This is a genomic window from Micromonospora yasonensis (genome assembly GCF_026013475.1).
GTDB lineage: Bacteria > Actinomycetota > Actinomycetes > Mycobacteriales > Micromonosporaceae > Micromonospora > Micromonospora yasonensis.
The window spans coordinates 43,294-56,009 of record NZ_JAPDPH010000009.1 but is presented as its reverse complement, the minus strand read 5'-3'; the positions used below and the strand labels follow the sequence as shown (position 1 = coordinate 56,009).

At 75.8% G+C, this 12,716-nt stretch carries 10 protein-coding genes and 1 riboswitch; of the genes, 5 read left to right on the top strand and 5 right to left on the bottom strand.

What is annotated here, in order from left to right:
* Nucleotides 1–33 precede the first annotated feature (33 nt).
* The gene (locus tag ONA70_RS03985) at nt 34–1,521 is read right to left on the bottom strand and encodes a PrsW family intramembrane metalloprotease (RefSeq protein WP_265004948.1); all 1,488 of its coding nucleotides are present in this window, start codon (nt 1,519–1,521) and stop codon (nt 34–36) included.
* Between the two features lie 23 nt (nt 1,522–1,544).
* Nucleotides 1,545–1,665: riboswitch (SAM riboswitch) on the top strand.
* 49 nt (nt 1,666–1,714) lie between these two features.
* Here ONA70_RS03985 and ONA70_RS03980 point away from each other — a divergent pair.
* On the top strand, nt 1,715–2,977 hold the full coding sequence (locus ONA70_RS03980) for an aminotransferase class V-fold PLP-dependent enzyme (RefSeq protein WP_265004947.1): 1,263 nt from the start codon (nt 1,715–1,717) through the stop codon (nt 2,975–2,977).
* Nucleotides 2,978–3,005: 28 nt separating this feature from the next.
* On the opposite strand, the gene ONA70_RS03975 is transcribed toward ONA70_RS03980, so the two are convergent.
* Entirely contained in the window at nt 3,006–4,208 is a 1,203-nt protein-coding gene (locus tag ONA70_RS03975; RefSeq protein WP_265004964.1) for an FUSC family protein, read from the bottom strand.
* 130 nt (nt 4,209–4,338) lie between these two features.
* Between ONA70_RS03975 and ONA70_RS03970 the strand changes: the two genes are divergently transcribed.
* Nucleotides 4,339–4,977, top strand: coding sequence for an HD domain-containing protein (locus ONA70_RS03970; protein ID WP_265004946.1), 639 nt, complete (start codon nt 4,339–4,341; stop codon nt 4,975–4,977).
* 51 nt (nt 4,978–5,028) lie between these two features.
* On the opposite strand, the gene ONA70_RS03965 is transcribed toward ONA70_RS03970, so the two are convergent.
* On the bottom strand, nt 5,029–5,346 hold the full coding sequence (locus ONA70_RS03965; protein ID WP_265004945.1) for a DUF4031 domain-containing protein: 318 nt from the start codon (nt 5,344–5,346) through the stop codon (nt 5,029–5,031).
* Between the two features lie 57 nt (nt 5,347–5,403).
* Between ONA70_RS03965 and ONA70_RS03960 the strand changes: the two genes are divergently transcribed.
* Nucleotides 5,404–6,804: an FAD-binding oxidoreductase gene (locus ONA70_RS03960; RefSeq protein ID WP_265004944.1), complete on the top strand. Its 1,401-nt coding sequence runs from the start codon at nt 5,404–5,406 to the stop codon at nt 6,802–6,804.
* 3 nt (nt 6,805–6,807) lie between these two features.
* On the opposite strand, the gene ONA70_RS03955 is transcribed toward ONA70_RS03960, so the two are convergent.
* Nucleotides 6,808–7,317: a hypothetical protein gene (locus tag ONA70_RS03955; RefSeq protein ID WP_265004943.1), complete on the bottom strand. Its 510-nt coding sequence runs from the start codon at nt 7,315–7,317 to the stop codon at nt 6,808–6,810.
* A gap of 63 nt (nt 7,318–7,380) precedes the next feature.
* A complete protein-coding gene (locus ONA70_RS03950) occupies nt 7,381–9,195 on the bottom strand; it encodes a glycerol-3-phosphate dehydrogenase/oxidase (RefSeq protein ID WP_265004963.1) in 1,815 nt (604 codons plus the stop codon).
* Between the two features lie 80 nt (nt 9,196–9,275).
* On the opposite strand from ONA70_RS03950, the gene ONA70_RS03945 reads away from it, so the two are divergent.
* Nucleotides 9,276–11,729 carry a S8 family serine peptidase gene (locus tag ONA70_RS03945; RefSeq protein WP_265004942.1) on the top strand — a complete coding sequence of 818 codons (2,454 nt, stop codon included), beginning with the start codon at nt 9,276–9,278 and terminating at the stop codon, nt 11,727–11,729.
* Between the two features lie 46 nt (nt 11,730–11,775).
* On the top strand, nt 11,776–12,705 hold the full coding sequence (locus ONA70_RS03940) for a GNAT family N-acetyltransferase (protein ID WP_265004941.1): 930 nt from the start codon (nt 11,776–11,778) through the stop codon (nt 12,703–12,705).
* Nucleotides 12,706–12,716 lie beyond the last annotated feature (11 nt).

The window sequence follows — 12,716 nt, the reverse complement described above, 5'->3', positions numbered from 1 at the left end:
GCAGCCCGGTGCCGGACCAGCCGGGCGGGCCGTTCAGGCGCCCGGCGGCCAGGGGGCGGCCGGGCGCGGGCCGTACCAGCCGGGCGGGCCGTAGCCGGCCGGGTAGGCCGGAGGCGGCGGCGGGGCGAGCACCACCGGGATCGGCACCACCGGCTCGTCCGGCGCCTCGACCGCCCGCTGCGACCCGTCCGGGAACCGCAGGTGGTAGCGCTGCCCGTCCCAGACCCCGACCGGCGCCTGCGGGTCTCGGCCCACGAAGAACGACCGGTACGCACCGATCGCGTCCAGCAGCTGCCGCTCCTCCCGTAACGTCCGTTCCCGTTCGGCCGGCTTCCGGTCCAGCCCTCGACGCATCCCGTCCCGCAGCAGCGCCAGCCGGGTGGCCGCGAACTGGTAGCCCCGCATCGCCTTCACCCCGCCGTCGCCGGCCACCCGCCGGGCCCAGGTACGCGCGGCGTGCCGCCGCCCCAGGCTGCCCAGCGCGGCCACCTCGGGCGGGGTGAGCCAGCCGGCCCGGACGTAGTCCGGCAGGGTCCGCTCGGTGAGTCGGCCCTCCCAGGCGCGCAGCCAGATCGCCAGGCCGACCATGCCGAAGAAGATCGGCACCATCACGCCGATGTAGCCGTACAGGACGATGATCGGCTGCCCGGTGGCGGCGGCCAGCGAGGGCAGCAGGTTCCAGGTGCCGTGCAGCATCATCGCGAGCAGCAGGCCGGCGACCGGGGCGAGGATGCGTACCCGGCGGTCGGCGGTGCGCGCGGCGATGCCGAGCCCCACCCCGGTCATCGAGGTGAAGAGCGGGTGGGCGAAGCCGAAGAGCAGGATCCGGACGATGAAGATGGCGATCACCTGCTGGGCGCCGGTGGCCGGGCCGTGCTCCTGGACGCCGGTGCGGTAGCCGTAGCCGCCCAGGTAGAGGATGTTCTCCACCATGGCGAAGCCGATCGCGGAAAGCCCGCAGTAGACCAACGCGTCGGTGATCCCGGAGAACTCCCGGCGGCGGAAGATCAGCAGCAGGATCGGCCCGGCCGCCTTGGTCAGCTCCTCGATGAACGGGGCGACCAGCACGGCGGTCAGCGCGGTGGGCAGCCCCCAGTCCTTGAAGAGCTTCGCGCCGGTCTCGTTGACCAGCAGCGAGATGGCGGTGGAGACGAACGCGCCCCAGACGAAGCAGAAGATCAGGTACAGGACGGGCTCCGGCTCGTACCGGTCGAGCCAGAGGAAGCAGGAGACCAGCACCGGCACCGGCAGGATCGCCGCGATCACGCCGACCAGCAGCGCCTGGGCGCCCAGGCTCTCGCCGAGGGTGTAGACCATGAACACCGCGCCCGCGGCGATCAGCAGCACCACCCCGGCGAGCGCCAGGATCCGCCGCCAGCCGAGCCGGCGCAGCGGCATCCGGGGGGTCGGCGACCCCGGGGGCGGGACGGCGGGCGCGGTCGGCGGCGGCAGCGCTCCGCCGGGCGGGGTGTCGGCCATGCGGTCAGCGTAGTCACCCCGGCCCCTCTTCTCCGGGTGCATTCCGCCCGCTATGCTCCGGGACAGGTCACGAGTGCCAGCGTCAAGCCCCGGCTTGCTGGCCGGCAACCCTCGTCGAGTTCGCGGTGGGGTGCCCCGGGTGATGACCGGGCCCAGCCCGAACCGCGTGCTGGGCAAGCGCGGACCCCGTCCCGGTGCCCAACCCCGGGGTCCCCTGGACCCGGGAGGTTCCCGCATGACCGTCACCCTCGTACCCTCGCTGCCCACGCTGCCGGCGTCCACCCGGCCGGATCCGCTCGGCGTCCTCGGCGTACCGGGGGAGATCAACCTGGACCACGCCGCGAGCGCGCCGTGCGCGCGGGCCGCGGCCGACGCGGTGGCCGAGCTGCTGCCCTGGTACGCGAGCGTGCACCGCGGCGCCGGCGCGCTCTCGCAGCGCTGCACGCTGGCCTACGAGCGGGCCCGGCAGACGGTCGGCGACTTCGTCGGCGCCCGCCCCGAGGATCATGTGATCTTCACCCGGAACACCACCGACGCGATCAACCTGCTGGCCCGGGCGTTGCCCGCCGGCACCACCGTGGTCACCTTCGGCGGCGAGCACCACGCCAACCTGCTGCCCTGGCCGCGCGGCTCGGTCCGGCTGCCCGTGCCGGCCAGCCCGGCCGGGGCGGTACGCGCGCTCGACGCCGCCCTCGGCGAGCTGGCCCGCGACGCCCGGCCCGGTCTGCCGGTGCTGGTCGCGGTGACCGGGGCGAGCAACGTGACCGGGGAACGTTGGCCGGTGGCCGAGCTGGCCCGGGTCGCCCGGCGCAACGGTGCCCGGATCCTGGTGGACGCCGCCCAGCTCGCCCCGCACGCCCCGGTGGACCTGGCCCGGCTGGACGTGGACTACCTGGCGCTCTCGGGCCACAAGCTGTACGCCCCGTTCGGCGCGGGCGTCCTCGTCGGGCGGGGCGACTGGCTGGACGAGGCCCCGCCGTACCTGTCCGGCGGCGGGGCCACCAGCCACGTCGGTGCGGCCACCCACGAGGTGCGTTGGGCGACCGGGCCGGCCCGGCACGAGGCGGGCACGCCGAACCTGCTCGGCGCGGTGGCCCTGGCGGCGGTCTGTGCCGCCCTCGCCGACGCCGACCGGGGCGCGCTGCACGCCCGGGAGCAGGCGTTGCTGTCCCGGCTGCGGGACGGGCTCGCCGCCCTGCCGCACGTGGTGGAGCTGCGTACCTTCGGCCCGGACGCGCCCCGGGTGGGCATCGCCTCCTTCGTGGTCGCCGGGCGGGATTCCGCCGACGTCGCGGCCCACCTGGCGCGGGTGCACCGGATCGGGGTACGGGATGGTCTCTTCTGTGCCCACCCCCTGGCCCGGCGGCTGCTGGTCGAGGCGGCGGCCCGGAGCGGCCGGGACGACCTGCCGCCCACCGCGCTGCGGGCCAGCCTCGGCCTTGGCACCACCGAGGCCGACGTCGACGCCCTCCTCACCGCCCTCGCCACCCTTCCCTGACCGCCCCGCCCAGCTGGAGGGAGAGAGGTCAGCCGACGGGGGGTGCGGTGGGGGGTTTGGGGGCGGGGCTCTGCTCGGTGGTCTCGCCGGTGCGCTGCTCCTTTTCGCCGAACGCCTGCCGGACCAGCCGGTTCGCCTCCTCCTGATCGACGCCGGAGGCCACCAGCAGGTCGCTGGCGGCGGTGCGCACCTGGGCGATCACCACGCTGCCGGAGAAGCCGACCCCCTCGCCGTACGCCCGGCCGGCCTCGCTGACCGCGCGCAGCGACCGCTCCCGGGCCTTCTGCGGCTCCTGCCCGGCGGCGAACTCGTGCCGGAGCAGGCGTACCGACTCGGCGAGGTGCGAGATGGCGTCCGGCATCGGCTCCGGGATCGGCTCCTCGTCCTCGATCATCGTGACCGAGCGGCGGATCAGGGTGCCGCTGTTGCGCATCGCCCGGTCGATGGGGTCGGCCGCCTCGGCGTAGTGGGTCAGCTCGCTGCGCCGGTGCCAGCGGGCCGGCGAGATGGTGGCGGTCTCCTTGGCGCCCTCGATCGCCTCGGCGAGCGCGGCCAACTCGTCCTTGTTCTCCCGCAGCCGGAACAGCGCCTGCTGCGCCGCCTGCCGGTCCCGTTTTCGCAGCGCCTCGGCGCACCCGTCGAGCTGCTGGGCGAGCAGGTCCAACGCCGGCCGGGCGGCCCGGTTGATCACCCGAAGCGGGTTGAGCGGCAGCAGGATCGCGGTCACCAGCAGCGCGATGCCACCGCCGATGGCGGCGTCCACGAAGCGGGGAATCTCCAGGTTCGCGGTGGAGGGGCTGAGCGTGACGATCAGCACCGCGGTGGCCGCCGCCTGGATCACGATGGCCACGCTGGCGCCGGCGAAGATGGTCAGCAGGATCGCCGCGGTCACCACCAGGCCGAGCTGCCAGGCCCCGGTGCCGAGCAGGTAGACCAGGAAGTCGCCGACGCCCACCCCGACCGCGACGCCGATGATCAGCTCGACGGTCCGGCGGAACCGCTGGCCCACCGAGGCCGCCAGGGTGCCGACCGCCGAGATCGGGGCGAACACCGGTTGCGGATTCTTGAGCAACCGGTGGGAGACCACGTAGGCCAGCCCCGCGGCGAGGCCGGCCTGGACCGCGAGCCCGGCGGCCGTACGCACCCGGTGCATCCGGTCGTGCAGGGTGGCCTTGCCCCGGCTCCGCAACTCCTCCATCGCCTCGGCGATCCGCGGCCCGTCCAGGTCCACCAGTCCTTCGCGCAGCGGGGCACGGCGCACGAACGATGGGCGTCGCTCCCGGGCCTCGGCCATGGCCGGGACTACCCGTCCCGCACCCGGTGAATCCTCGCGTTCTGGGGCGTGCGGCAGACTGCACCGGGTGGGAGAGCTGATCGAGCGGTGGCGGGACGCGGCCGACGCGGCGGGGGCGTCCGACCCGCCCGGCGCCGAGCGGGCCGGGAACCGGCTGTTGGCGGCCTGGCAGGAGCCGCACCGGCACTACCACGGCGTGCCGCACCTGCGGGCGGTGCTGGACGTGGTCGACCGGTACGCCGGGGCGGCCCGCCGCCCGGAACTGGTCCGGCTGGCGGCCTGGTGCCACGACGCGGTCTACGACCCCCGGGCCGGCGGGGACGCCAACGAGCGGGCCAGCGCCGAACTGGCCGCCGAACTGCTCGCCGACGCCGGGCTGCCGGCGGAGGTGGTGACCGAGGTACGTCGGCTGGTGCTGCTCACCGCCGGGCACGCGGTGCCGCCCGGCGACCCGGACGGCGCCCTGCTCTGCGACGCCGACCTGGCGATCCTGGCCGCCCCGCCCGCCGCCTACGACCGCTACGCCGCCGCCGTCCGCCGCGAGTACGCCCACGTCCCCGACCCGGCCTTCCGCGCCGGCCGGGCGGCGGTCCTGGAGTCCCTCCTGGCCCTCCCCACCCTCTACCGCCTCCCCGAACCACACGCCCGCTGGGAGTCCCCCGCCCGCGCCAACCTCACCCGCGAGCTCGCCACCCTGCGCCCCTGACCACCCAGCCCTCGACGATCTTGCAGGCTTGGCACCGACAAAGGGCGCGCATCACCCGGAATGGTCAACCGAGAGTGCAAGATCGCGGGCAGGGGACGCGGGGATCGGGCGGTGGAGGTGTTTGGGGCGGCGGAGGTTGGCGGTCTGGAGGAGGCGGACGATCTCGCGGCTGGGGACGACCCGGGCGCCGAGCCAGACGGCCATCGGGAAGCGCTCGGCTGGCAGGTCGTAGTGGTCGCGGTCGAAGGCCCGGCGGGGCGCGCCCAGCGCCTCCGCGAAGGCGTGCAGCTCGGCGTACGAGACGTCGCTGACCAGGTGTGACCAGAGCCGGCCCCGCGAGGGCACCGCGGGCCGGTCCACGTACAGCATGGCGACCAACGGTACGCCCGGTTGATGATCACCGCCGAGGCGACCTAGCCTTCCGGCATGGCCGTCAACCTCCTCCTCGACGAGCTGCGCGCCGCCCTCGGGGACGCCGCCGTGCTGACCGACCCGGACCTGCTGCGCACCCACCAGCGGGACGAGGCCGACCTCTGCGCCGCCGGTACGCCACTGGTGGTGGTGCGCCCGGGCAGCACCGAGGAGGTCGTGGCGGTGGTTTGCGCGGCGGGCCGGCACGGCGTACCGGTGGTGCCGCAGGGGGCGCGGACCGGGCTGGCCGGCGCGGCGAACGCGATCGACGGCGCCATCCTGCTGAGCACCGTCGCGCTGGACCAGATCCTGGAGATCGACCCGGTGAGCCGGATCGCCGTGGTGCAGCCCGGCGTGGTGAACGCGAGGCTGGCCGGCGCGGTCCGCGAGCACGGCCTCTACTACCCGCCGGATCCGGGCTCCTGGGAGTCGTCCACCATCGGCGGCAACGTGTCCACCAACGCGGGCGGGATGTGCTGCGTCAAGTACGGCGTGACCACCGAGTACGTGCTCGGCCTGGAGGTGGTGCTCGCCTCCGGCGAGGTGCTGCGCACCGGACGGCGTACCGCCAAGGGGGTCGCCGGCTACGACCTGACCCGGCTCTTCGTCGGTTCCGAGGGCACCCTCGGCGTGATCACCGAGGTGACCGTCTCGCTGCGGCCCGCGCCGGAGGAGTCGCTGACCCTGGTCGCGGTCTTCCCCACCACCGCCGAGGCCGGCACGGCGGTCGCCGGCATCGCCGAGCACGGGCTCACCCCGAGCCTGCTGGAACTGCTGGACCGGACCCACCTGCGCGCCATCGAGGCGTACCGGCCGATGGGGCTGCGCACCGACGCGCAGGCGCTGCTGCTGGCGGCCGTGGACACCGGCGCCCGGGCGGCGGACGACCTGGCCCGGCTCGCCGAGGTGTGCGCGGCGGCCGGCGCCGACGAGGTGTACGCGGCCACCGACGCGGCCGAGGCCGCCGCCCTGCTCCAGGCCCGGCGGCTGGCCCACCCGGCGATGGAGAAGTTCGCCGCCGACACCTTCCCCGGCGGCAACGGCGGGCTGGTCATCGACGACGTGGCGGTGCCACGCGCGGCTCTCGCCGCGTTGCTGGACGGGGTGGCCCGGATCGCCGAGGAGTGCGCCGTGCCGATCGGCGTGGTCGGGCACGCCGGCGACGGCAACATGCACCCGAACATCGTGGTGGACCGGTCCGACCCGGCCAGCCTGGCGCGCGGCCGGCGGGCCTTCGACGAGATCATGCGGCTCGGCCTGGAGCTGGGCGGCACCTGCACCGGCGAGCACGGCGTCGGGCTGCTCAAGCGGGACTGGCTGGCCCGCGAGATCGGCCCGGTGGGGGTCCGGGTGCACCAGGCGATCAAGGCGGCGCTCGACCCGGCGGGGCTGTTCAACCCCGGCAAGGTGTTCTGACGGTCAGCCCTTGTCCTCGGCCGGCGTGGTCTGGGTGAGCAGCAGCAGGATCTGGTAGGCCGCCGGCGGCTTCGGCTCCCCGGGGCAGTCCTGGATGGTGATGGTCAGCCCCGGCGTGATCAGCAGGCTGGAGGTCAACGCGTCGATGCAGCCCTGCTTGTACTGCCGGGCTTCGTCGGTCTCCTTCGCCAGGGCCGGATCGGCGAGCATCCGCTGCAACCGTTGGGCCTGCTCGGGGTTGAGCTGGCCGTTCGAGTCGACCCCGTCGCCCGCGCAGTCCTTGCACTGCCACCGCCCGCTCGGGTCCACGTCGAGCGTCCGGACCGGACCGTCAATCCCGAGCTTCTGCACCAGCGAGACCCGAAGCCCGGCCGCCGCTGTCGAGCCGTCCCCCGGCTGCCGGGGTGTGGTGGCACCCTCGGCTCGGCCGAACACCGAACAGCCGGTCAGGGCGATCGCCAGCAGAACGCCGGCGGACAGCGCGCGGACGCGCGACCACGATGGGCGCAACACGCACGGGAACCTACACTTCCGTAGGTAGCGCCCGGTACCCTCCGGGACGACGTTACCCGCCGGTCACCGGGCGGACGGCAGCTCGGCGCTGTCGCCGTCGGCACCCCGGTCGGCCGCGAAGCCGCGGACGTCCGGCGCACCCAGCCGGGCCGCGTCGGCGGCCACGTCGTCCGGCATCTCCTGGGACAGCCGCTCGGCCTCGACCCGGGCCCGGTAGTGGGCGACCTCGCGGGCGCGGGTCGCCTCGTCCCAGCCGAGCACCGCGCCCATCAACTCCGCGGCGTGCTCCGCCGACTCCAGGCCGCGGTGGCTGGTCTCGAAGGAGATCCGGGTACGCCGGGTCAGCACGTCCTCCAGGTGCAGCGCCCCCTCGGCGCGGGCCGCATACGTCACCTCGGCGGCCAGGTATTCGGGGGCGCCGGCCAGCGGGGAACCGAGCAGTGGATCGGCCTCGACCAGGGCGAGCAGGTCGCGGGTGAGGGTGCCGTACCGCTCCAGCAGGTGCTCGACCACGCCGACCGGCAGGCCGTGCCGGCGGGCCAGGTCGGCCCGGTCCCGCCACATCGCCGCGTACCCGTCGGCGCCGAGCAACGGCAGGTCGGCGGTACGCGACGGCCGGGTCCAGCCGAGCCGGTGCGCCGCCCGGTCGACCACGTCCGAGGCCATCACCCGGTACGTCGTGTACTTGCCGCCGGCCACCAGCAGCAGCCCGAGCATCGGCTCGACCACCGCGTGCTCACGGGAGAGCTTGGAGGTGGAGTCCGCCTCGCCGGCCAGCAGCGGGCGCAGCCCGGCGTATACGCCCTCGATGTCGGCGGTGGTCAGCGGCCGGTCCAGCACCGTGTTGACCTGCTCCAGCAGGTAGTCGATGTCCTTGGCGGTGGCCGCCGGATGCGACCGGTCGAGCCGCCAGTCGGTGTCGGTGGTGCCGATGATCCAGTGGCCGCCCCACGGGATCACGAAGAGCACGCTGGTGGCCGTCCGCAGGATCAGCCCGGTCTCGCCGGTGATCGCCGAGCGGGGCACCACCAGGTGCACGCCCTTCGAGGCCCGGACCCGTACGCCCGGGCGCAGCCCGACGTCGTTGAGCATCCGGGACATGTCGTCGCTCCACACCCCGGTCGCGGCGATCACGGTGCGGGCGCGGACCTCGAACTCGGCGTCCGGCGAGCCGGCGGGCGCCTCCAGGTCGCGGACCCGGACCCCGGTCACCTCGCGGGCCTGCCGGATCAGCCCGACGGCCCGGGCACTGGTCACCACGGTCGCGCCGAGGCTGGCCGCGGTGCGGGCCAGGGTCACCACCAGGCGGGCGTCGTCGACCTGCCCGTCGTAGTAGCGGATCGCGCCAGCCAGCTTGTCGGTCCGCAGGCTCGGGAAGATCCGGCGGGTGTGCTCCCGGGTCAGGTGCCGGTGCAGCGGCATGCCGCGCCCACCGCCGAAGACCCCGGCGAACGCGTCGTAGGTGGCCACCCCGGCGCCGTAGTAGGACCGGCGGAAGAATCGCCGGGGCAGGTCGCGCAGGCCGCCCTCGGCGGGCAGCGGCACCAGGAACGGCACCGGGCGCACCAGGTGCGGGGCGAGCCGGGTGGCGAGCAGCCCGCGCTCGGTGAGTGCCTCGTGGACCAGGTGGAACTCCAACTGCTCCAGGTAGCGCAGGCCGCCGTGAATGAGCTTGCTGGACCGACTGGAGGTGCCGGCGGCGTGGTCCCGCGCCTCCACCAGGGCCACCTTGAGCCCACGGGACGCGGCGTCGAGCGCTGCGCCGGCACCGGTCACCCCGCCGCCGATGACCAGCACGTCGAACCGCTCGGCGCGGAGTCGGCGCAGGTCGTCGGCGCGGCGTTCGGCGGAGAGCTGACCGGCCACGGATCGGGACACGTTGGGGTCGCGCACCCGTCCACGGTAACCGTCCGGGCGCTCCGGCGGCATCTGCCGGCCCAGGCCGTACCGTGAAGGTCATGACGGTCGGACCGCCCGCAGCCCCGCCACCACCGCCGGTTCCCGGGCCCCGGGCGGGTGGGCCGTGGCCGGTGGTCGCCGCGGTGTTCACCGGCGGCTGGGCGGTGCTGGTCACCGTGGTCGGCCAGGTGATCGGTTGGGTGATCGACCAGGCGGTGCTGGCCAGTGGTCAGCCCCGGGCGGTGCTGCTCTGGCCGGTGATCGCGCTGGTCACCGTGCTGCTGGTGGGCGGGCCGACGCTCGCGCTCGCCCTGCTTCCCCGCGCCCCGGTGGTCCGGGCCACCGGCCGGGTCTGGCTGTTCGGCACCCTCGCGTTCGGCGCGATGACCCTGCTCCGGGCGCTGCCGCCGGTGCACCGGGAGGCGTACCTCGCCGCGCTGGCCGCCGTCGCCGCCCTGCTCGCCCTGCTGTTGGCCAGCTGGTCGCGGCGCGCGGCCGGCACGGTCCCGACCGATGCCGCCGGCCCGACGGGCGCGGGCGGTGCCGGCGGCGGGGCGGCCCGCGGCCGGTGGTCCACTCCCGTCCGGCTGCTGGCGGTCGCCGCCGGGCTGGCGATGCTCCTGCCCTGGGCCTGGGTGGGCGCGCTCGGGGGCTTCCTGGAGACGCTGCTGGCGGTGCTCGCCGCCGCCGCGCTCGGGGCGCTCGCCGGGGCGCTGCTCGACGCCGCGTTCTGGGGCCGGTTCGCGGTCGGCGTGCCACCCCGGCCGGCCCGCCTGGTGCTGGTCGGCGGTCTGGTCGCCGGGGTGGCCCTGGTGCTGGTCGCGGCCGGGGCCGGGCAGTCCGGGGCACAGTTGCCCGGCTTGTTCCTGCTGCCGCCGCTCGGCTTCGTGCTGGACGCCGCCGCCCGCCGCGCCGACGGACCGGCCGGGCGCGCCCCGGTCCGCCGCCTGGTCGGCCTCGCGCTGCTCGGGCCGCTGGCCTTCGCCGACCCGGAGGAGATCACCCTCCTGCTGGCGACCAGCCGCGACGTGCCGTTCTGGGCCGCGGTCGGGACCGGCGTCGCGTTCGCCGTCGCGGTCCTGCTCGCCGTCGGGTACGGCGTGCTGTTGGCCCGGCCCCGTGCCCGCGCCCCCCGGCGCGGGGTGGCCGGGCTGGTCGCGGCGGGTCTGCTCGCCGCCGTGGCCGTGGTGTACGTGGTCCCCGGCCAGCCCGGCCTGTACGGGGAACGGCTGCTGGTGGTGCTGCGCGAGCAGGCCGACCTGACCGGGATCCCGGCCGGGGCGCCGGGCCGGGCCGGGCGGGACGCCCGCGCGGCCGAGGTCTACCGCCGGCTGGTGGCCACCGCCGACCGGACCCAGGGCGACCTGCGCCGCGAGCTGACCCGGCTCCGCCTGCACCCCACCCCGTACTACCTGGTCAACGCCATCGAGACGGACGGCGGGCCGGCGGTGCGGGCCTGGCTCTCGGGCCGGCCGGAGGTGGCCCGGGTGCTGGTCAGCCAGCGGCTGCGCCCGCTGCCGGCGGCGCCGCCCCCGGCCCGGGGCAACCAGCCGGCGCCGACCGGTCCGGCCTGGAACGTCTCGCTGATCGGCGCGGACCGGGTCTGGTCGCAGCTGGGTGTCACCGGCACGGGCGTGGTGGTCGGCAGTTCGGACTCCGGGGTGGACGGTCGGCACCCGGCGTTGGCCGCCGGCTTCCGGGGTGGCGACGACTCCTGGTACGACCCGCGCGAGCACACCCGCACACCCCACGACCGGGGTGGGCACGGCACCCACACGGTGGGCAGCGCGGTGGGCCGGGACGGCATCGGGGTGGCACCCGGGGCGCAGTGGGTCGGCTGCGTCAACCTGGACCGCAACCTCGGCAGTCCGGCGCACTACCTGGACTGCCTGCAGTTCATGCTGGCCCCGTTTTCGGCCGGTGGTGACCCGTTCACCGACGGCCGGCCGCAACGCGCCCCGGACGTGCTGACCAACTCGTGGGGCTGCCCGCCGATCGAGGGCTGCGACCCGGGGGCGCTGCGGCCGGCGACCGCCGCGCTCACGGCGGCCGGGATCCTGGTGGTGGCCGCCGCCGGCAACACCGGCCCGTCCTGCGCCTCGGTGGCCGACCCGCCGGCCCCGTATTCCGATGTGCTGACGGTGGGCGCGGTGGACCGGGCCCGGCAGCTCACCCGCTTCTCCGGCCGGGGCCCGGCGGCCGGGGGCCTCGCCAAGCCGGACCTGGTGGCACCCGGGGCGGGGGTGACGTCCGCGTTCCCCGGCGGCGGTTACGCCACCCTGGACGGCACCTCGATGGCCACGCCGCAGGTGGCCGGGGTGGTGGCGCTGATGTGGTCGGCGAACCCGGCGCTCGTCGGCGACCTGGCCCGGACCCGCCGGATCCTGCTGGACACCGCCGCTCCGGCCGGCGTACCGGCGGGCACGGACCGCTGCGGTGGCGACCGGGATCTGGTCGGCGCGGGGCTGGTCGACGCGTATGCGGCGGTGCGGGCCGCGCGGGCGGAACGCTGACCGCCCTCTGTTAGGAACCCTGCCCGATGGCCTAGGGTCGGCGACCATGGACGCGGAGATCATCGAGCTGGACCTCGACCGCCTGCCCGCGGTCGTCGACCTCTGCCGGCGGGCCCTCGACCTGCCGGAGGACGCCGCCGAGGCACCGGCCGTGGTGGACACCCTGGCCGCCCGCGCGGCCGCCGACCGGCCGGTGCTGCGGCTCGGTGCGGTACGCGCCGGGGAGCTGATCGGGGTGCTGGTCGGCTCGGTGTCGGCGCGCGATCCCCGGCTCGGGCACGTCGACCTGCTGGCGGTGGCCCCGGCGGAGCGGCGGCGCGGCGTCGGGCGGGCGCTGCTGACCGAGGCGGAACGGCGGCTCGCCGGCCTCGGCGCGGAGGAGTTGCTGCTGGCCGGGAACCCGCCGTACTACGCCTGGCCGGGCATCGACGTGCGGTACACCCCGGCGGTCTGCGCCGCGCTGCGCCTCGGCTATCGGCAGGACCGTACCGCCTGGAACATGACCGCCGACCTGGCGGCGGGGTCCCCGGCGCTGCGCTCGACGGAGGCCGCCGAGCGCCGGCTGGCCGAGGGCGGCGTCACGGTACGCCGGGCCGAGCCGGCGGACCTGCCGGCGCTGGCCGCGTTCGCCCGGGACACCTTCGGCGGGGCGTGGGACGGCGAACTGGCCGGATCGCTGGGCCGGCCGGACGCGGGCGCGCATCTGGCCGAACGGGACGGTGCGATCCTCGGCTTCGCCGCGTACGGCTCGTCGCGGCCCAGTTGGTTCGGTCCGATGGGGACGGCCCCGGCGGCCGAGGGCTCGGGCATCGGCGGCGTGCTGCTGCGCCGCTGCCTGCGCGATCAGGCGGCGGCCGGGATCGGTGCGGCGCAGATCGGCTGGGTGGGCCCGGTGCCGTTCTACTCGGGCGCGGCGGGCGCCCGGATCGAGCGGGTGTTCTTCCTGTACCGCAAGGCACTTAACGGACATAAGTAACGTAACGCAAT